15 protein-coding genes and 1 pseudogene are annotated in these 19,301 nt (G+C 62.1%); 8 read left to right on the top strand and 8 right to left on the bottom strand.

Annotation, left to right across the window (positions count from 1 at the left end):
* Positions 1-6 precede the first annotated feature (6 nt).
* On the top strand, positions 7-3,174 hold the full coding sequence (locus tag ACEK02_RS03345; RefSeq protein ID WP_371420378.1) for an efflux RND transporter permease subunit: 3,168 nt from the start codon (positions 7-9) through the stop codon (positions 3,172-3,174).
* A gap of 37 nt (positions 3,175-3,211) precedes the next feature.
* Here the strand turns inward: ACEK02_RS03345 and ACEK02_RS03340 are convergent, their stop codons facing one another.
* From ACEK02_RS03340 to ACEK02_RS03320, 5 genes are all read right to left on the bottom strand, one after another.
* Positions 3,212-5,404 (bottom strand): SLC26A/SulP transporter family protein, encoded by a 2,193-nt coding sequence (locus ACEK02_RS03340; protein WP_371420377.1) that lies wholly within the window; start codon positions 5,402-5,404, stop codon positions 3,212-3,214.
* A 174-nt stretch (positions 5,405-5,578) separates the two neighbouring features.
* The gene (locus ACEK02_RS03335) at positions 5,579-6,496 is read right to left on the bottom strand and encodes a phosphoribosylaminoimidazolesuccinocarboxamide synthase (protein ID WP_371420376.1); all 918 of its coding nucleotides are present in this window, start codon (positions 6,494-6,496) and stop codon (positions 5,579-5,581) included.
* 66 nt (positions 6,497-6,562) lie between these two features.
* The gene (locus tag ACEK02_RS03330) at positions 6,563-7,480 is read right to left on the bottom strand and encodes a pirin family protein (RefSeq protein WP_371420375.1); all 918 of its coding nucleotides are present in this window, start codon (positions 7,478-7,480) and stop codon (positions 6,563-6,565) included.
* Positions 7,481-7,585: 105 nt separating this feature from the next.
* A complete protein-coding gene (locus ACEK02_RS03325) occupies positions 7,586-8,134 on the bottom strand; it encodes a DUF1080 domain-containing protein (RefSeq protein ID WP_371420419.1) in 549 nt (182 codons plus the stop codon).
* 186 nt (positions 8,135-8,320) lie between these two features.
* The gene (locus ACEK02_RS03320) at positions 8,321-9,685 is read right to left on the bottom strand and encodes an MmgE/PrpD family protein (protein ID WP_371420374.1); all 1,365 of its coding nucleotides are present in this window, start codon (positions 9,683-9,685) and stop codon (positions 8,321-8,323) included.
* Between the two features lie 129 nt (positions 9,686-9,814).
* Here ACEK02_RS03320 and ACEK02_RS03315 point away from each other — a divergent pair, with 129 nt between their 5' ends.
* Complete coding sequence (locus ACEK02_RS03315) at positions 9,815-10,960, top strand: FUSC family protein (protein ID WP_371420373.1); 1,146 nt, start codon at positions 9,815-9,817, stop codon at positions 10,958-10,960.
* Here ACEK02_RS03315 and ACEK02_RS03310 read toward each other — a convergent pair.
* Together ACEK02_RS03310 and ACEK02_RS03305 are read right to left on the bottom strand one after the other, a co-directional pair.
* A complete protein-coding gene (locus ACEK02_RS03310) occupies positions 10,944-11,441 on the bottom strand; it encodes a hypothetical protein (protein WP_371420372.1) in 498 nt (165 codons plus the stop codon). The genes ACEK02_RS03315 and ACEK02_RS03310 overlap by 17 nt on opposite strands.
* 51 nt (positions 11,442-11,492) lie before the next feature.
* Positions 11,493-11,966: a DUF2867 domain-containing protein gene (locus tag ACEK02_RS03305; protein ID WP_371420371.1), complete on the bottom strand. Its 474-nt coding sequence runs from the start codon at positions 11,964-11,966 to the stop codon at positions 11,493-11,495.
* Positions 11,967-12,109: 143 nt separating this feature from the next.
* On the opposite strand from ACEK02_RS03305, the gene ACEK02_RS03300 reads away from it, so the two are divergent.
* The 5 genes and pseudogenes from ACEK02_RS03300 to ccoS all read left to right on the top strand — a co-directional run bounded on the left by ACEK02_RS03300 (position 12,110) and on the right by ccoS (position 16,552).
* Positions 12,110-13,069 carry a tripartite tricarboxylate transporter substrate-binding protein gene (locus ACEK02_RS03300; protein WP_371420370.1) on the top strand — a complete coding sequence of 320 codons (960 nt, stop codon included), beginning with the start codon at positions 12,110-12,112 and terminating at the stop codon, positions 13,067-13,069.
* 90 nt (positions 13,070-13,159) lie between these two features.
* Positions 13,160-13,534, top strand: a complete 375-nt coding sequence (locus tag ACEK02_RS03295; RefSeq protein ID WP_371420369.1) for a nuclear transport factor 2 family protein — start codon at positions 13,160-13,162, stop codon at positions 13,532-13,534.
* Positions 13,535-13,702: 168 nt separating this feature from the next.
* On the top strand, positions 13,703-14,053 hold the full coding sequence (locus ACEK02_RS03290; RefSeq protein WP_371420368.1) for a hypothetical protein: 351 nt from the start codon (positions 13,703-13,705) through the stop codon (positions 14,051-14,053).
* Between the two features lie 71 nt (positions 14,054-14,124).
* Positions 14,125-16,389 carry a cation-translocating P-type ATPase gene (locus tag ACEK02_RS03285; RefSeq protein ID WP_371420367.1) on the top strand — a complete coding sequence of 755 codons (2,265 nt, stop codon included), beginning with the start codon at positions 14,125-14,127 and terminating at the stop codon, positions 16,387-16,389.
* Positions 16,386-16,552, top strand: a pseudogene (gene ccoS / locus ACEK02_RS03280) (cbb3-type cytochrome oxidase assembly protein CcoS). Before ACEK02_RS03285 ends, ccoS begins: the two are co-directional and overlap by 4 nt.
* 60 nt (positions 16,553-16,612) lie before the next feature.
* Here the strand turns inward: ccoS and ACEK02_RS03275 are convergent.
* On the bottom strand, positions 16,613-17,947 hold the full coding sequence (locus tag ACEK02_RS03275; protein ID WP_371420366.1) for an MFS transporter: 1,335 nt from the start codon (positions 17,945-17,947) through the stop codon (positions 16,613-16,615).
* A gap of 178 nt (positions 17,948-18,125) precedes the next feature.
* Here ACEK02_RS03275 and cyoA point away from each other — a divergent pair, with 178 nt between their 5' ends.
* A complete protein-coding gene (gene cyoA, locus ACEK02_RS03270; RefSeq protein WP_371420418.1) occupies positions 18,126-19,289 on the top strand; it encodes a ubiquinol oxidase subunit II in 1,164 nt (387 codons plus the stop codon).
* Positions 19,290-19,301 lie beyond the last annotated feature (12 nt).

Genomic DNA, 19,301 nt, shown 5'->3' with positions numbered 1-19,301 from the left:
CAGGCCATGATTTCGAAGTTCTTCATCGAGCGGCCGGTCTTGTCCAATGTCATCGCGTTGCTGATGATCCTGATCGGCGGCGTCTCGCTCTATGGCCTCGCTGTGGCACAATATCCCGACGTGGTGCCGCCGACCGTCCAGGTCACGACGCGCTATCCCGGCGCCAGCGCCAAGACCATTGTCGACACGGTGGCATTGCCGATCGAGCAACAAGTCAATGGCGTCGAGGATATGCTCTATATGCAGTCCTACAGCGCTGCCGACGGCACCTATTCACTCACGGTCACGTTCAAGATCGGCACCGATCTGAATTTTGCGCAGGTGCTTGTGCAGAACCGCGTATCGAGCGCGCTGTCGTCGCTGCCGACCGCCGTGCAGAATCAGGGCGTGACCGTTCAGAAGAAGTCGACGGCAATCTTGTTGTTCGTCACACTGACGTCGCCGAAGTCGACCTATGACAGCCTGTTTCTGAGCAATTACGCCACGATCAACATCCGGGACGAATTGTCGCGTCTGCCCGGCGTCGGCAATGTGACGGTGTTCGGCGCCGGCCAGTATTCGATGCGAATATGGCTCGATCCGAACCAGCTGCAAGCGCGCGGGCTGATGCCGCAGGACGTCATCCAGTCCATCCAGCAGCAGAGCCAACAGGTTGCTGCGGGCCAGATCGGCATGCCGCCGACGCCCGCGGGGCAGGCGTTTCAGTACACGCTGAACATCAACGGGCGGCTGGACGATCCCGCCGAGTTCGAGGACATCATCGTCAAGACCGGCGATAGTGGCGACGTCACGCGGGTCCGTGACGTTGGGCGCGTCGAATTGGGCGCGCAGACCTACAGCCAGATATTCTCGCTCAACCAGAAGCCGGCTGTCGGCATCGGCGTATTCCAGTCGCCGGGCGCCAACGCGCTCGAGGTCGAAAAGGCCGTCGAGAAGAAGATGGTCGCGCTGGCTGCGCAGTTTCCCGACGACATCAAATACGACACCCCCTTCGACACCACGAAATTCGTCCAGGCATCGATCGACGAGGTCTACAAGACGCTTCTCGAGGCTGGTCTTCTGGTTCTGGTGGTCATCCTGATCTTCCTGCAGGACTGGCGTGCGATGCTGGTGCCGGCAACGACAGTTCCGGTGACGATCATCGGCGCCTTTGCGGCGATGGCCGCGCTGGGCTTTACGATCAATCTGTCGACCCTGTTCGCCATCGTGCTGGCGATCGGCATCGTGGTGGACGACGCCATCGTGGTTGTCGAAGGTGCCGCCTACAATATCGAGCAGGGCATGTCCGGCCACGACGCTGCGATCAGTGCGATGGACAAGCTGTTTGCCCCGATCATCGGCATCACGCTGGTGCTGATCTCGGTGTTCCTGCCGGCGGCATTCCTGCCTGGATTGACCGGGCGCATGTATGCGCAATTCGCGTTGGTGATTGCCGCGACGGCTCTGCTCAGCGCCATCAATGCGGCCACGCTGAAGCCGACGCAATGCGCATTGTGGTTGCGCCGCCCGGTGCCGCCGGAGAAGCGCAATTTCTTCTATCGTGGGTTCAACAAGGTCTACGACCGGGTTGAGCGGGGCTATGCTGCCCTGATCACTCGCATGGTCGCACACAGCAATCTTTCGGTTTTCATCGCATTGATTCTGATCGGTATCGGCGGCTATGGGCTGTCCCGGATTCCCACCGGCTTCATCCCGATCGAGGATCAAGGCTATCTGCTGGTAGCCGTCCAGTTGCCCGATGGTGCCGCGCTGGACCGGACGCAGCATGTGCTCGATCGGGTCAGCGAATTGGCCGCGAAGACGCCGGCGGTGGAACAGGTGCTTACCATTTCAGGCATCTCCGCGCTCGACAACAGCTCAAGCCTGGCCAATGCCGGTGTTGCCTATCTGATCCTCAAGGAATGGAGCGAGCGCGGACCGGGTCAGGACCTTCGTTCGCTGTTCGTCGGACTGAACGAGCGTCTCTCGGTGATCGAGGAAGCCCGCATTCTGGTGGTTCCTCCGCCGCCGATTCAGGGCATCGGCAATGCTGCGGGCTTCGCCATGCAGGTGGAATTGCGCGACGGTAACGCCGACTACGCCAAGCTGCAGGCGATCACCGGCGCGATCGTTGCCAATGCAGAGACACAGAGTGCTTTACAGCGCGTCAGTTCGCCGTTCCGCTCGATGGTGCCGCAGTTTGATATCGAGATCGACCGTATCAAGACTCAGACCCTGCATGTGACGACGGATCAGGTGTTTTCGACCCTGTCGTCCTATCTCGGCTCGTCCTTCGTCAACCAGTTCAACAAGTTCGGCCGCACCTTTCAGGTCTATACACAGGCAGATGCCAAGTTCCGGCTGACCGCCCGGGACATCGAGAACCTGATGGTCCGCAACCAGCAGGGCAGCATGATCCCGCTTGGCACCGTGGCGAAGATTACGCCCGCCGTGGGGCCGTCGCTGATCAGTCTTTACAATCTCTATCCGACGGCGGCGGTGATCGGCCTGCCGGCACAGGGCTACAGTTCAGGGCAGTCGATGGCATTGATGGAGCAGATCGCGGCCAAGACTTTGCCGCCGGGAACGGGCTTCGAGTGGACGGCGATGTCGTATCAGGAAAAGGTCGTCGGCAATCAATTGTATTATGTGTTCGGCCTTGCGCTGCTGCTCGTCTATCTTGTGCTCGCAGGGCAATATGAAAGCTGGTATGCGCCGATTTCGGTGATCCTGGCCGTGCCGCTGTCGCTACTTGGCCCGATGACGGTGCTCACCGCGCTACGAATCGAGAATAATCTCTACACGCAGATCGGCATTATCCTTTTGATCGCGCTGTCGGCGAAGAACGCGATCCTGATCGTCGAGGTGGCGATCGAGCTGCATGTGCACGATCGCAAGCCGCTGCTCGAGTCTGCAGTCGCAGCCGCGCGTGCGCGCTTTCGGCCGATCCTGATGACGTCCTTCGCCTTCATTCTCGGCGTGCTGCCGCTGGTGCTGGCGACCGGCGCCGGCGCCAGCGCCCGCAAGTCGATCGGCATCACCGTGTTCTCGGGCATGCTCGCTTCGACCTGCCTTGCCGTCTTGTTCGTTCCCACCTTTTTTGTCGTCATCCAGAGGTGGGAGAACTGGCGCGCCAGCCGCAAGGCAACGATACCTGAAAATTCGACCGTCGGTGCCGGCGGCTCCAACTCGTAGCCGGCCGTCCGTTTCGCATGCGTCGTGTGGACTCTTCTTACCTTCGCAACACCGCGATCATCCGGCTCGCAAAAGCCAGCCGCTCCGCCATGACCGACACGAAGTATGTCAGCAGCTTCTGGCTCAATGCCGGATGGTTTTGCTTGATGTCCTCGAAGGCGTCGGCGCGCAGTAGATACAGCACGCTCGCGATTTCTGCCTGGATCGTGGCGCTGCGCGGTGCATAGGCGACAAGGCCCATTTCGCCCACTGTCGTGTAACGCCCGAGGCTGCGCACCCGCGTCAGCCTGCCATCGCCCGCCGGCACCATGATGCCAAGTCGGCCGTCCAGAATGAAGTGCATGGAATCGGCAGCGTCGCCAGCCTGAACGACGATTTCGCCGGCGCTGACCTCGACGCGTTGGCAGCGGCGCATCAGTTCTTCGGAATCGTCCGCGGTGCGCAGGATCTTGGTGAACCAGTCGCGCAAGTTGGCTTCTTCTTCGGCGAGTCCGCGATGCCTGACGATCACCTCGTTCTCGCACCACTCCAGCGCGTGATCGAGTTCGCCCATGACCTTGACGGCGTCGTCGATGAACAGGCTGGCGCGCAAATTGCGATTGGCCGAGGGATGAAGATTGGCGAGCACCAGCGTGGTGCCGTGGCCTTCAGCGATGCGCTTGATCTGGGCGAAGCTGTGGGCGGCCGACGAGTCGATGCCCGTCACCAGCTTGAAGTCGAACACCAGATAACGGCATTCGGGATGCCGGCGCAGCAGCGCCTTGACATGCAGATACAGTCGGTTGGCCGAGCCGAAGAACAGATAGCTCTGCAGATTGAGGCCCTGAATTTCGCGGCCATGGGTCGCCAGCGTGCGCTGGTCTTCCAGCGAGCGGTCGAGCGAACTGCGATATTCCGAGCCGTCGAAACCGTATTTGATCGAGGAGACCCGTGACACGCTGAGCGCAAAGGTGGCGCAGCCGATGACGATGCCGATCAGCACGCCGGCCACGAAACCCCAGGTGAGAATAATGACGATGATCGCCAGCAGCGACAGGTAGTCGAGCAGCGAGAGCCGCTTGCGGGAGTCGACGATCCAGCGATGAAGTTGCTCTAGGCCGAGATACAGCAGCAGGCCGCCGAGCACGAAGCGCGGCATATAGGCAAGTAATGAGGGATCGACGACGAGCATCAGCGCGGCTACCGCGGCGACGGTCAGGCCGGACAAACGACCGGTAGCGCCACTGCTGCGGTTCAGGACTGAACGGCTGATCGAGATGCAGCCAGCATAGCCGCCAAGTGCGCCGGCCAGGATATTGGCGGCTCCGGTGACATTGAGTTCGCGCTCGATATCGGCTTCCTGATGCGCGGCGACTTCGAGGCCCGTTGTATTGAACAGCGTGCTCACTGCCGTCACGAAGATCACAGCGATGAAATTGCCCACAAGTCCGGGCAGCGCCTGCCACGGGTAGCCATCGCTGAAGAATCCCCAGGGCAAGGTCAGGCTGGCTTTCGGGGGCGATGCGAAGGTCCAGCCGATGGCCTGTGCTTCGATCACGGATATGCCGGCGATCCGGAACGCGAGATGCGCCGCTACGACGCTCCCGATGAGGATCGTGGGCAGTGCCAGCGGCTTGCGGGAGCGATGCCAGATAATGTAGATCGTCAGTGCCACGGCAGCCGCAGCCAGCAGCTCGTAGAGCGTCATCGGATTGGAGAGTCTGATGAGGTTCGCCCATTGCAGCTTGTGGCCGGTAATCACCTGAATGGCGCCGGCGACGATCAGGCAGGCGGTAGCTCCGAGAAACCCGCCGATCACCGGATAGGGCACATAGCGGATAGCCCGCCCCATGCGCGTGATACCGAAACCGCACAGCACGATGCCCGTGACAATCGTGGCCGAGGACAATGTGATGAGCACTGGACCCAGCAAAGTGGGCGATGCATCGGCCGTGGCGATGTGTTCGACCAGGGCTGCCGACAGGATCGCGGTGACGGCTGCGGTGGAGCTCTCCGGGCCGGCCACGGCGAAGGGAAATGAGCTGCCGAGGGCGACGACGGCGGCGATGACACTCGCTGAGATGAAGGTTGCTGCGATTCCGTAGGGCATCAGCGCCGCCAGCGGCCCCGTAAAGATCAGCACCGAATAGGACAGGCCGAAGCTGATGGTCAGAACGCTGGCGATCAGGCCGCCGGTGATGTCGTTGCGCCAGACGCGCAACGCGTCCGGGCTGACGAGGGAGTCAGCCATGGGCGGCTACCTTCAAGGTGGAGGGGATGGTGGAGGCGGGCAAGAAGTATGTCACACGCGAACCTGTCGGAGCGCTGCGCGACAGGCGCAACCGCCGCCGTCTCTGGTAGACGACGGAGAGATGGACGGACAAGAATATTTTTATGACAGTCCACGTGAAGGACCGTCGGCGGCTTAGCTGACCACAAGCTCCGCGCCGGTCAGGCGACGATAGGCTTCCAGATAGCGTTTGCTGGTGGCGTCGATGACCTCAGGGGGGAGTGTCGGCGGAGGCGCCTCACCGTTCCAGCGGCCGGCGCGTCGCTCGATGTCGAGATAGTCGCGCAGTGGCTGCTTGTCGAAGCTCGGCTGTGGCTGGCCCGGTTTATAAACATCGGCGGCCCAGAAACGGGAGCTGTCGGGGGTCATCACCTCGTCGATCAGGATGATGCGTCCATCGGCTTCCCTGCCGAATTCGAACTTGGTGTCGCCGATGATGATACCGGCTTCGCGGGCGATCTCTTCGCCCTGGGTATAGATCGCGCGGGTCATGCTCTCGAGGGTGAAGGCATCCTCCTCGCCGATGATCTCGCGCATCCGGGCAATGGTGATGTTCTCGTCATGGCCGGTCTCGGCCTTGGTGGCCGGGCTGAACACCGGCTCGGGGAATTTCTGGCTCTCAAGCAGTCCGGCATCGAGCTTCTCGCCGGCCAGCGTGCCTGACGCAGCATATTCCTTCCAGGCCGAGCCCGAGATATAGCCGCGGATCACGCATTCGATCGGGAAGACCGTGGTGCGGCGGCACAGCATGGCGCGACCGGCCAGCGCGGCGCGGTGACCTGCGAGCGCCGGCACTTGCTTGATGATGTCGTCAGCATCGGCCGAGATCATGTGATGCGGGACCACGCCGCCGAGCTGGTTGAACCACCAGGCGCTGATCTGGGTGAGCACCGCACCCTTCATCGGGATGGTTTCATTCATGACCACGTCGAAGGCGCTGATGCGATCGGTGGTCAGCAGCAGCACGCGGTCGTCGCCGACGGAATAGATATCGCGCACCTTGCCGCGACCGATCTTGGGCAGGGGCAGGTCGCTGGTGGCCATCGTGGTCATGTCAGGGGGTCTTTCGAAAGCAGAACCGTCCGGCGTCAGGCCGGCGGCGTCGTGATGAAGGGGGGCCTATTCCGGCAGCGGGATGAATTCGTGCTCGTTGGGCACATGGGCGAAGCGGCCGGTCTTCCAGTCTTCTTTCGCCTGCTCGATGCGTTCCTTGCTGGAGGACACGAAATTCCACCACAGGTGCCGCGGCCCTTCCAGTGCGTCGCCGCCGAGGAACATCATGCGGGTATTGCTGATGGCCTTGATGGTGATGGCATCGCCGGGCCGGAAGATCAGCAGTTGCGGCGCCTCATGGCGGTCGCTGGCGATCTCGATTTCTCCATCGACGATATAAACCGCGCGTTCCTCGTGATCGGGATCGAGCGGCACGCTGGTGCCGGCCTCGACCGCAACTTCGGCATAGAACCACGGCGACACCATCGACACCGGCGACGCTTTACCAAATGCCTTGCCGGCGATCACGCGCGCGGTGAAGCCGGTGTCTGTGATGGTCGGCAGGCTCTCGGCAGCATAATGCTGGAACGACGGCGCGATTTCCTCGGAGTCCTTGGGCAGCGCGATCCAGCTTTGCAGGCCTAGCATCTTCTGGCCGTCGCGGCGCTGGACGTCGGGTGTACGCTCGGAATGCGCGATGCCCTTTCCGGCGGTCATCAAGTTCATGGCGCCCGGCTGGATCTCGCGGACATTGCCCTCGCTGTCGCGATGCATGATGGCGCCGTCGAACAGATAGGTGACGGTGGCTAGGCCGATATGTGGATGCGGCCGCACATCCATGCCCTTGCCGGAAATGAACTGCATCGGGCCGAAATGATCGAAGAAGATGAACGGGCCAACCATCTGCCGCTTGCCGTGGGGCAGCGCGCGGCGGACCAGGAAGCCGTCGCCGAGATCGCGGGTGCGCGGCACGATGACCAGCTCCAGCGCGTCGCAGGTCTTGGGATCACCGAGAATCGGATCTTCTGATGGTTGCCAGCTCATGAGGGGCTCCGTGGGGTTGAAGCCATCATAGCAGCATTTGGCGGGGCGGGTAAAAGGGGCTCAGCCCGGATGGATCGCTCCATCCGGGCTGAGGAATGGCTGTGCTTACAGCGGCTTGATCTGGACCTTGCGGAATTTCACCACGCCGGAGCCGTATTGTAGGGCGATCGGGCCGGCGGCGTGCTTGGTATCTTCCACGTCGACGGTCTTTTCGCCGTTCAGGACGACCGTGAGCTTCGGACCTTTCGCCGTGATCTCATAGGTGTTCCACTTGTCCGCCGCCTTGGGCATCGGATTGACCTTGGCCACATCGACAATGGCACCGGTGCCATAGGACGGGTCGGGTCGCTTGTCGAAGATGTTGACCTCGTAGCAGGTCTTGCCGTCGATCACCTTCGGGTTATCGCAGCGGATGAAGATGCCGCTATTGGCTTCGGCATCGGTCCAGAACTCGGCCCTGATCTGGAAATCCTTGTAGGGCGTCTTGCTGACGAGATAAGCGAGATCCTTGCCGGAGAGCAGCTTGTCGGCGGCGAGCGCGCCGTCCTTCATCGCCCAATTGGCGTCGCCGACCTTGTCCCAGTCGCCCATCCTGGTGCTATCGACCAGCGTGACCCAGCCACTTTCCGACTGGCTCGATGCCGATCTGACCATGTTGGATGCAGAAAGGCCGATCGCGACGCAAGCCGTGATCGCGGTGATGCGATTCATAAAGGTCTCCTCCCGTTTGCTTTTTGTTGCCGCGACGATAGCAACGGGAGGAAGAGCGTGTAAACGGCTGCGCGTCGTTATTTATAGTTGCAGTGCGGTGTAACTGCAGCGACGTTGATCGTGAGGTCGTCAGCGCCCCAGCGCGGTCGCGGTCGCAACGTGGTCGAAATTCTCGAGCGAGAGAATGGCGTCGGCAAATTTCTCGGCGCGATTGTTCAGAACCGGACGTGCGAGCTGCAGGAATTTCTGCTGCATGGCGGCAGCATCGGGAAACGATGTCGGCTCACCCGACGGATCGGCATAGATGCGCTCGTGCACGCCGTCCTCGGTGTGGATGCTGACACGTGCGCCGAACGGATGGCGCTTGCCTTCAAGGCGCGCGTCCTGAACCACGTCGAAACGGTCGGCCAGCGTATTGATCGCGCTGTCGCCGAGACGCTTGTAGTCGTCCCAGCCGAAGCTGCCCTGATCGAGCGCCAGCGCGCCGGTGAAGAACATCGAGAACTGGCCGCCGACGATGGAGCTCGGATGGCGCTTGGTGGCGGCGTCGCCGGTCAGCGTGATGCCGTTGCGATGCAGGCCGATCTCGACGCGCTTGACCTGTTCGGGCGTCAGATTGTGTTCGCGGCGCATTGCGAGCAGAGCGTCGATGGCGGCGTGGGTGTAGCGGCAGCTCGGATAGGGCTTGATACCGATCTTCATGGTCTCATAGACCGAGCCGAGATCGGCCACGGCCTTTTCGGGATGCGCATCGTCGCTGTAGCCAACCAGCAAGCCGTGCTTGCCTTCGACTGATTCGGTCGCACCGACGAAGTCGTTGCGCGCCAGCGTTGCGGCGATCACGCCGTTCATGGCTGCAGCCCCGACCTGGTAGCGTTTGTTCCAGGCGCCGTTGACAAGGAATTGCAGCGAACCCGCCGCCTGGCTGCCCGACACGCCGAAAGCCGAAATCAGCTGATCCTTCGAGAGTCCGAACAGTTTGCCGGCTGCAGCGGCGGCGCCATAGGTGCCGGCGGTGGCGGTGGGATGGAAGCCCTTGGCATAATGGGAGGTCGGGTCGAGGGCGTTGCCGAGCCGGCAGCAGACCTCATAGCCGGCGACGATCGCGGTCAGCACATCCTTGCCGGAGGCGCCGACCATTTCCCCGACGGCAAAGGCGGCGGGCACCACGGGCGCGCTCGGATGCAGCGAGGAATCTGCATGGGTATCGTCGAAATCGAGCGAGTGGCCGAGCGCGCCGTTGAGCAGGGCGGCTACGGCCGGTGTCCAGGTCTTGCTGTCGCCGAACACGGTGGCTTCGCCCTTGCCGTCCAGCGACAGGGCTTCCAGCATCTTCAGCAAGGATGGGGTGGATTCGGCCTCGCTGCGGGCACGGATGGTGCTGCCGAGATAATCGAGGGTGAGGACCTTGGCTCGTTCCAGCACGTCCTGCGGAATGTCGTCGAATTTCAGGTCAGCGACATAGGCGGCAAGCGTTGCAGTCTCGTTAGCCATTGTGTTTCCTCACTCTTGTTGAAATAGCCTTAGGCGGACCAAATGGGCGTTTCAAGCCGGCATGGCGACGCGTGGATCAGCCATGCTGAAACCAGTTCGTCAAAATCCGTTTCAGGGATCAATCTGGACATGTCCGCATCGAAGCGAATTCTCGGCTTCCTGAAACGGGTGGTTGCCTTCTTTCGGGCGCGCAAGGTCGAACTCGGCCTCGGCGTCCGGGTGACGGCCGCCGCGCTTGCCGCGCTGATCGTGGCCCTGACCGTCGGGCTCAAACTGCCGCTCTGGGCGGTGCTGACCGCGATCATCGTGACGCAAATGAGCGTCGGACGGTCGTTGAAGGCGACGCGCGATTATCTGGTCGGGACCATCGGCGGCGCCATTTATGGCGGCGCAGTGGCGATTCTGATCCCGCATTCCAATGAAGGTGCGCTGTTGGCGGTCCTGGTGCTGGCGGTGGCCCCGCTGGCCTTCATCGCGGCCATCAATCCGAGCCTGAACGTCGCGACCGTGACGGCGATCATCGTGCTGCTGCTGCCGATGATGAACCACAACACGCCGCTGGAATCCGCCATCGATCGTGTGCTCGAAGTGACAGTTGGTGCCGTCACAGGTCTGCTGGTGTCGTTCCTTGTGCTGCCGTCGCGGGCGCATAGTCAGGTCCGCGCCAGCTCGGCCGAGGCGCTCGATCTGATCGCCACAGCGCTCACCGAACTGCTCGCGTCGCTGACGCGCGGTCGCGACAACGAGGCGCTGCACCGATTGCAGGATGGCATCGGTCATGCGCTCACCAATCTGAATGCGATCGGTGCAGAAGCAGAGCGCGAGCGCGCTGCGCATCTGTCGAGCGGTCCCGATACCGGCCCGTTGCTGCGTACGACGCTGCGGCTACGGCATGATCTGGTGATGATTGGGCGCTCGACGGTGGTGCCTTTGCCATCTGCGCTACAGATTCGTCTCGCCGGGCCGCTGTCTCGCGTGAGCGATGCTATGGCGACATTTCTGCATTCGACCGCCGTGGCGTTGCGCAGCGGCACCGGATCGCCGGCGATCTGGCCGGTGCAGACCGCATTGCAGGCCTATGCCGGGGAAGTTGCCGCGCTTCGGCAGGAAGGACTGACGCGCGGATTGCCCGGCGATGTCGCCGAACGCTTTTTCGCGATCGGTTTCTCGCTGGAGCAGATGCGGCAGAATTTGAAGGATCTCGAACGTTGCGTCGCCGAATGGGCCGAGACGGACCCGGAACCGGTGAGCAAGGAGCTTACTGACGGGACTTGAGCGTAGCCAAAGCGTGGAGGTGCAGCTTTTCGGGATCGCGCTCGCCGCGCGACGCTTCGTCGAGGATGCTGCTGGAGAGCAATTGAACCGCATCCGACGAAATCCGCAGCGGCAGCTCGTCAAGACAGCGATCCAGTGCGGTGGACATGGCCGCGACGATCTCCGGGCCGAACGATTGGGTTCGCTGATCGTTCGCCAGGGGCGCAAGACCGGGAGATGATACTTCGCGGATACGAACCGACAGTCGCGCGGCTTCGGCAATCACGCGCAGGTAAATCAGGCCTGCTTCGCCGAGCGTTTTCTCATCGATCTGTCCGGATCGCGCCACGGCAACAATCCGGGCTGCAAGGCGGCGGCGATTCTCTGGCGTGTCTGCGGCCGCGCCTTCATGTGCCACAAAGGGCTGCCATGCGGCGTCAAACGCGCGCGCCAGCGTGACTTTCAGCTCGTCGTTCGGCGGATCAATCCCGGTAAATGGCATATGGGCTAACGGGCTGCGATGACCCAGGTTCCCCACGGCGCCACGGCGAAATCAACGCGCGACCTGTTGCAGCATGGAACGGACAACCATCCGGTGAAACGGCTTGATGACCGTCAGGTAGATACGTCCGAACCAGTTGTGCATCAGCACCACTGTCGTAGCGGTGACGCGCTGACCGGCGCCATCTGGCGCGACATCGACCACGACGCGAAAATCGAGATGATTGTCGTTGAAGCCGGCGACCAGACGCTGCGGCGTCTCGGTGAGCACCGGAAAAAGGCCGATCTTGTCGATATCGGCGCGACGCGCGGAGTGCGCCGTCTTCAGCCCAAAGGGCGCAACGATCAGATCCCGCAGCCGCGTGAGGGCGACCACCCAAGGTGCAGAGTGGCTGAGCATACGGGTGGCGGCGTCGCGGGCGGTCAGGTCCGTCGTCTCGGTGGAAATGCTAAAGGCATCGGCGAATTGGGCGCCGGTCAGCAGGCTCTTGGTGTCGATCGTTGGGTGAACCATGGAGATGGTCATCAGGACCTCCGTAGACGTCAAGGAGTGGCGCAACACGCCGTCGGCTACGCCGCTTTGCAGCATAACATGTCTTTGCCTCCGGCGCCGGATACTCCCTAAGATCACGGAAAAATCAGGGATGACCTGGTCAGGGAGGATTTGGGATGGCTTGGTTCAGGCTTGCTCCGCTCTGTCTGGTGCTGATCGCGCCGCTGTATGCGTCCGCGCAGGACTATCCCACCCGTTCCATCACGCTGATTGTGCCATTCGCTGCGGGCGGCAGTTCCGACGTCAATGCACGGCTGATTGCCGAACAGATGAGCCGGCATCTCGGTCAGCCCATCGTGATCGAAAATATCGGCGGCGCGGGTGGGGCCGTAGCGCTGGCCCGCGTCGCGCAGGCTCCACCGGATGGCTACACCATCGTGCAGGGCAATAGCGGCACCAACACAGCAGTCTATCTGTTCACGCCCGATGTGAAATTTGCGCCGTCGGATTTCACAGGAATCGGCATGTTCAACAAGAGTTCCGCCATGGTCGCCATCCGGCGCAATTTTCCAGCCGACAATCTCGCGCAATTCATCGCTCATGCGAAACAGAATCCCGGCCGCCTCAACATCGGGCACTCTGGCGTAGGCTCGCAGAACTATCTGTTCTGCAAGGCTTTCGTTCAGGCTGCGGGCATCGATGTCACGCTGGTCGGCTATCGCGGCGGCGGGCCGGCATTGAATGATCTGATCGGCGGACAGATTGACGGCATCTGCGATTCCTCGGCGTCAGTAACGCCGGCCATTCAGAGTGGTCTCATCCGGGCCATCGCGCTGGCGTCCCGCACGCGGTTGCCGCATTTGCCTGATGTTCCGACCGCCCGCGAGGCCGGGTTGCCGCAGTTTGAAATATCCGGCTGGTACGCGTTGTTTGCGCCGAAGGGCACACCTGCGCCGATCATCGGGAAGCTCAATGCCGCGATGCGCGCTGCCGTTGCCAATCCCGATTATCAGAAACGGCTCGATGATCTCGGCTCCATGCCCGCCAGCGATGCCGAAATGGCACCGGCCTATCTCGCGGCCTTCGTGCCGCAGGAGATCGAGCGCTTCCGAAAGATGCTCGGCGACGGCAAGTGATCTAAAGCCGGACCACCCATGCAGCAGTATAGCATGCCGTCATCGCTTTCATGTTATAAGGGTCAATCTGATTGTGGGTGGGGGAATAAGTTGGCTTACGATCGTTCGACCGTCGAGGCGGTGATTCAGCATTATTTCGACGGTCTCTATGAGGCCGATGCCGACAAGCTTGGCGCGATCTTTCATCCGACCGCTGACCTGCGCTGGGTCGAGAATGGTGCGCTGAAAGTGCTGGCTATGCCGGACTGGATGGCGATGGTTCGCACGCGGACCTCGGGCAAGGTCGATGGCAAGACCCGCGATGATCTCATCGTCACCATCGATCGATCCGACGACAAAACAGCCTTCATCAAGGTGCGCTGTCAGCTGCCGCCGCGTTACTTCACCGATTACCTGATCGCGATGAAGCTGGCCGATGGCTGGCAGATCGTCTCGAAATCCTATCGATACGACGTGAAGGACTAACAGGCGCATGCATCTGCCTGCACCTGTAGAAGAGGCATGCCGGATCCGGCTGCGCGACATTGGCTATAAATGCCAGAAATGGCGATTGATCCCGGTCGGAATTCGTTCGCGGGCTTGACCTATGTCAATGGGAGCGGCGGCGGAGTGAGCTCGTCGTGATGGTGTGGGATGCTCTGTGCCGATCGGGCGCTGCGCGTTCCGCCTGACGAGCCGCCGCGAGACGAGCAGGGGATTCCCGGCTGGCACCGCTCGATCGCAAGATTGGTGGTCGGTCCTGGGTGCGCCGTTCCGATGCTGCTCAACGAGCGTGTCGATGCGTTGACTGCCATGGGCACCCGTATGGGGATGGTCCGGGCCAATCTGCCGGTCATGCTGACCTGGGCGGGAATCGCGCTGGCTTTGTTCTTGATCAATGTCATGACCGGGCTGCTCGGTATGATCGTCGTGTTTCCCGTGCCCGGTCACGGGACGTGGCGCGCCAATATGGCGATGAAGCGGGGTGTCGAGGTGCCCGGCTAGAGCATGATCCGGAAAAGTGGAAACCGGTTTTCCGAAAAGGATCATGCGCAACATGAGAAACGAGGTCGCCGATGAGTTGCTGTGGCTCAGGAGCAGAATTGGCCGTGCTGGCGACGCCGGATCCCCGCGAGGTGGTGCTGGCCAGCCGGACCATTGCCGGCGGTTTGAGGCAAACCGACCTCTCGGTCCCGGATGTTCATTGCGGGGCCTGTATTCGCACGGTCGAACAAGCGCTGGGTGCGCTCAATGGCGTGACCTGGGCGCGGGTCAATCTCTCCACTAAGCGCGTCACCATCAAATGGCACGTCGATGCCGCGCCGCCGCCTTTCATCGAGACGCTGCGCAATGTCGGTTATGAGGCGCATCTGTTCGAAGTCGATGGCGATGCCAAGGACACGACGCTGTCGGAATTGATCCGGGCGCTGGCGGTGGCGGGCTTTGCGGCCGGCAATATCATGCTGTTGTCGGTGTCGGTATGGTCAGGCGCAGAGCCCGCGACGCGCGATCTGTTCCACGGCATTTCCGCGCTGATTGCGCTGCCGACGTTGATCTATTCGGGCCGGGTGTTCTTTCGTTCGGCGTGGCAGGCGCTACGCCACGGTCGCACCAATATGGATGTGCCGATCTCGCTCGGTGTGCTGCTGGCCTTCGGCATGAGCCTGTATGAGACCGCAACGCATGGGCCGCACGCTTATTTCGATGCGTCGGTGACGCTGCTGTTCTTCCTGCTGATCGGCCGTACCCTCGATCACATGATGCGCGAGCGTGCGCGTGTCGCGGTGAAGGGACTGGCACGTCTGGCGGCACGCGGTGCGTTGGTACTGCAGAATGACGGTTCGCAGACCTATCTGCCGGTGGGCGAAATCACTGTGGGTATGACCATCATGCTCGCTGCCGGCGAACGGGTGCCGGTCGACTCAACGGTGACCAAGGGTCTGTCAGAACTCGATGTCTCGCTGGTCACCGGCGAAAGCGTGCCGCAGCCGGCGCTCCCGGGTTCGGTGCTGCGCGCAGGCACGCTGAATCTCACGGGGCCTCTGATCATCACGGCGACAGCCTCCGCCAGCGATTCGTTCCTCGCGGAAATGCTGCGGATGATGGAAGCCGCAGAGCAGGGCCGCTCGGTCTATCGTCGCATCGCCGATCGTGCGGCCGGGTTTTATGCGCCGGTGGTACATCTCACCGCCGCCATCACGCTGGTAGGTTGGCTCATCGCGTCGGGCGACGTGCATCGCGCAATCACCATTGCAGTGGCGGTGCTGATTATCACCTGTCCCTGCGCGCTCGGTCTTGCCGTGCCGATGGTCCAGGTGGTTGCGGCGCGACGGCTGTTCGAGAGCGGCATCATGATCAAGGATGGCGGTGCGCTGGAGCGCCTTGCCGAGGTCGATACGGTGGTGTTCGACAAGACGGGAACGTTGACGCTCGGCAATCCCCGCGTCGTCAATGCAGAAGCGATCGATCCGGCGACGCTTGCACTGGCCGGTGCGGTCGCCGCGCATTCGCGACATCCCTATTCGCGTGCGCTCGCAACTGCCGTTGCGGCGGCGCAGGCTCCGATTGCACTCGATGATGTCTCCGAACATCCGGGCTGCGGCATGGAAGCGCGTCTCGGTGGCAGCGTGCTTCGCCTCGGGCGGCCGGAATGGGCCCTCGCCGATATCAGCGGGATGGATCTCGATGGCTCCTCCGTGGTGCTGTCGCGCGACGGGCGATGCCTGGCGGATTTCCGCTTCGAGGATCGTTTGCGCGCGGGTGCGACTGAGACGGTCTTCGCATTGAAACGCGATGGTCTTGCTGTGGAGGTCGTGTCGGGCGATCGAGAGATGCCGGTGCGCACACTCGCGATCGGCATGGGCGTGCCGTATTTCGCCGGCGTGTTGCCGGGCGGCAAGGCGGCGCATGTGGCAGAGCTGGCATCCGCCGGCAAGAAAGTGCTGATGGTCGGCGACGGACTCAATGACACGCCGGCGCTGATGGCCGCGCATGCGTCGATGGCGCCGGCCTCGGCTGCCGATGTCGGGCGCAACGCTGCCGATCTCGTCTTCCTGCGCGAGGATCTGTCGGCGGTGTCGCAGGCAATCGCAGTGTCTCGCGAGGCCGGGCATCTGGTGCGCCAGAATCTCGCGCTGGCGGTCGGCTACAATTTCATCGCGGTGCCGATCGCGATCATGGGCCATGTCACACCGCTGGTCGCAGCCATCGTGATGTCCGGCTCGTCCATCGTGGTGGTCGCCAATGCGCTGCGGCTCCGTGGCCGCAGCAGGTCCGACAAGTCTCAGGGGGTCAACGTATCAACGCTGCGGATGTCGGTCAGAATGGAGCCGGCGGAATGACGGATTATTTCTCTTTGATCCCGATTGCCATCGGGCTCGGCTTGGCCTCGTGGCATTCCTGTGGTCGCTGAAGTCAGGCCGGTATGACGATCTGCAAGGCGCTGCCGAACGCATCCTAAGCGAAGCGGATGCAGGTTCGCGTCAGGGAATCAATTCAAAATAAACAGAAAGAGCCTCGGTTCTGATCAGAACCGAGGCTCTTTCTGTTTAGCGTCAATGTTGTTTACGGCTCGATTGCCGAAGCGTCGCGGCTGGCGAACTGCCGGTTGATCGAGATCGCAAGCAGGGTCATGACTGCGCCCGACAGCAGATAGACGCCCGACGAGGACAGGCCGAAGCGGCTCGACATCACCAGCGCCACGAATGGCGCGAAGCCGGCGCCGAACAGCCAGGCAAGGTCTGTGGTGAGCGCCGAACCGGTGTAGCGGAAGCGCTTCGAGAAGCTCGATGCGACCGAGCCTGACGACTGACCGAGCGACAGGCCGAGCAGGATGAAGCCGGTCACCATGAAGGCCAGTTCGCCGACGATGCCGCCGTCCAGCATCTGCGGGGCGAAGCCGCTGAACACGGCGATGGCAATCGCCGAACCGGTCAGCAACGTGCGGCGGCCGACCTTGTCGGCGACATAGCCCGATACGATCATGGCGATGATACCGAACACGGCGCCGATACATTCGACGAGCAGGAAGCGGCTGGGTGCTTCGCGGGTGAACAGGAATACCCAGGAGAGCGGGAACACTGTGACCATGTGGAACAGTGCGAAGCTCGCCAGCGGGGCGAAAGCGCCGATCACCACGGTGCGGCCCTGCGAGGCGATCGTCTCGGTGATCGAGGACGGTTCGAGCTCGCGGGCTTCGAACAGCTCGGTGTAGCCGGGCGTTACCACCATGCGCAGACGGGCGAATAGGGCGACGACGTTGATGGCGAAAGCGACGAAGAACGGATAGCGCCAGCCCCAGTCGAGGAAGTCCTCAGCGGACAGGGTGTCGACGAAGAAGGCGAACAGCGCGCTGGCCACCAGCAAACCGATCGGCGCGCCGAGCTGCGGGATCATGGCGTACCAGCCTTTCTTGCCCTCCGGCGCATTCAGCGCCAGCAGCGAAGCAAGGCCGTCCCATGTGCCGCCCCAGGAAATGCCCTGGCCGATACGTGCGGCCGCCAGCAGCCAGGCCGACGCGACGCCGATCGATTCGTAACCGGGCAGGAAGGCGATGGCGACGGTGGCGACGCCGAGCAGGAATAGCGCGATCGTCAGCTTGGCGCCCTTGCCCTGGCTGCGGTCGATGGCCGTGAAGATCATCGTGCCGATCGGACGGGCGATGAAGGCCAGCGAAAAGATCGCAAAGGAATAAAGGGTGCCGGTCAGCGGGTCGAGATAGGGGAAGACGAGCTTCGGAAACACCAGCACCGAGGCGATCGCATAGACGAAGAAGTCGAAGAACTCGGAGGTTCGGCCGATGATCACGCCGATGGCGATCTCGCCCGGGTTGACCTTGCCGTGGCCATCCGCGTGCAGAAGGCGTGCGTCCCGTTCCATCGTCGATGACGTCTGCGCCATTTTTTCTATCCGTCGGTGGTGTGTTGAAGGTCATGCAATCGACGCCCAAGGGGCGACGCGAGGTTGACGATTTGTCGCGAACGGCGTCTTCGGACCATTGGACAAATTGTCCAATGTTGCCCTGCAGCAAATGCGCTTAACCGTGCGTGCAAACGGACATTATCGAATGGGTAACACCTTGAGCCGCCTACGGATACTCCTTTTGCTGCCCTTGGTTGCCTTGCTGGGCGGATGCAATTTCGTCGTCATGAATCCTGCGGGTGACATCGCAGTGCAGCAACGCGATCTCGTGGTCATTTCCACCGTGCTGATGCTGCTGATCATCGTGCCGGTGATGGCGCTCATTGTGTTCTTCGCCTGGAAGTACCGACAGTCGAATGCCGCTGCCAAATACGAACCGGACTGGGATCACTCGACCCATCTCGAGCTGGTCATCTGGTCGATGCCCCTCCTTATCATCATCTGTCTCGGCGCCGTGACCTGGTCCAGCACGCATCTGCTCGACCCCTATCGCCGGCTTGACCGGATTGCGCCCGGCAACGCGGCAAGCCTGAACGAGCCACTGCAGGTCGAAGTCGTCGCGCTCGACTGGAAGTGGCTGTTCTTCTACCCGGAATACGGCATTGCTACGGTCAATGAACTGGCTGCCCCGGTCGATCGCCCGGTGCGCTTCAAGATCACTGCCTCGTCGGTGATGAACTCCTTCTATATCCCCGCGCTCGCCGGTCAAATTTATGCGATGCCCGGAATGGAAACGAAGCTGCACGGGGTCATCAACAAGGCCGGCATCTATGACGGCTTCTCGGCGAACTACAGTGGCGCAGGCTTCTCCGGCATGCGCTTCAAGTTCCATGGCGTCGATCAGGCTGGCTTCGATGCCTGGATCGCCAAGGCCAAGGCAAGCAGCGAGACGCTGAGCCGCGAGGCCTATCTGGAGCTCGAAAAACCCAGCGAGAACGTGCCGGTTCGTCTCTACAAGGAAGTCGCGCCTGACCTCTATAAAGCGATCCTCAACATGTGCGCCCAGCCCGGCAAAATGTGCATGAGCGAGATGATGGCGATCGACGCGAAGGGCGGGCTCGGCCTCGCCAGCGCCCGCAACATCCTGCCGCTGAAGTACAATATCTCGATGCTCGACGGATCCAGTTCGACGAAGAACTACGTCGCCAGCGTCTGCACCCTCGCCGAGGCTGCACGCGAAGCGTCTGATCGCCTTTCGACGACCCCGCTCGACCCGACACCGGTCACCGGTGCTGGTCTCTCGCGCCCGGGTACCGCCCCCGCGCCGTTCAATTTCACGCCTGCGCCGTCGCTTGCCGAGCGGCGCGCTTCCAACACCTGATCGGGTTGATCT

Origin of the sequence: Tardiphaga sp., from assembly GCF_041424195.1 — a bacterium.
Taxonomy (GTDB): Bacteria; Pseudomonadota; Alphaproteobacteria; order Rhizobiales; family Xanthobacteraceae; genus Tardiphaga.
Note: the sequence above shows the minus strand (reverse complement) of the source record. Positions and strands in the feature narration are given on the sequence as shown.

What these genes read in the sequence shown, in the direction of transcription:
- ACEK02_RS03345 (WP_371420378.1), top strand. Translation starts at nt 7, where the DNA reads ATGATTTCGAAGTTCTTCATCGAGCGGCCGGTCTTGTCCAATGTCATC.
- ACEK02_RS03340 (WP_371420377.1), bottom strand. Translation starts at nt 5,404, where the DNA reads ATGGCTGACTCCCTCGTCAGCCCGGACGCGTTGCGCGTCTGGCGCAAC.
- ACEK02_RS03335 (WP_371420376.1), bottom strand. Translation starts at nt 6,496, where the DNA reads ATGACCACGATGGCCACCAGCGACCTGCCCCTGCCCAAGATCGGTCGC.
- ACEK02_RS03330 (WP_371420375.1), bottom strand. Translation starts at nt 7,480, where the DNA reads ATGAGCTGGCAACCATCAGAAGATCCGATTCTCGGTGATCCCAAGACC.
- ACEK02_RS03325 (WP_371420419.1), bottom strand. Translation starts at nt 8,134, where the DNA reads ATGGTCAGATCGGCATCGAGCCAGTCGGAAAGTGGCTGGGTCACGCTG.
- ACEK02_RS03320 (WP_371420374.1), bottom strand. Translation starts at nt 9,685, where the DNA reads ATGGCTAACGAGACTGCAACGCTTGCCGCCTATGTCGCTGACCTGAAA.
- ACEK02_RS03315 (WP_371420373.1), top strand. Translation starts at nt 9,815, where the DNA reads ATGTCCGCATCGAAGCGAATTCTCGGCTTCCTGAAACGGGTGGTTGCC.
- ACEK02_RS03310 (WP_371420372.1), bottom strand. Translation starts at nt 11,441, where the DNA reads ATGCCATTTACCGGGATTGATCCGCCGAACGACGAGCTGAAAGTCACG.
- ACEK02_RS03305 (WP_371420371.1), bottom strand. Translation starts at nt 11,966, where the DNA reads ATGACCATCTCCATGGTTCACCCAACGATCGACACCAAGAGCCTGCTG.
- ACEK02_RS03300 (WP_371420370.1), top strand. Translation starts at nt 12,110, where the DNA reads ATGGCTTGGTTCAGGCTTGCTCCGCTCTGTCTGGTGCTGATCGCGCCG.
- ACEK02_RS03290 (WP_371420368.1), top strand. Translation starts at nt 13,703, where the DNA reads ATGCTCTGTGCCGATCGGGCGCTGCGCGTTCCGCCTGACGAGCCGCCG.
- ACEK02_RS03285 (WP_371420367.1), top strand. Translation starts at nt 14,125, where the DNA reads ATGAGTTGCTGTGGCTCAGGAGCAGAATTGGCCGTGCTGGCGACGCCG.
- ACEK02_RS03275 (WP_371420366.1), bottom strand. Translation starts at nt 17,947, where the DNA reads ATGGCGCAGACGTCATCGACGATGGAACGGGACGCACGCCTTCTGCAC.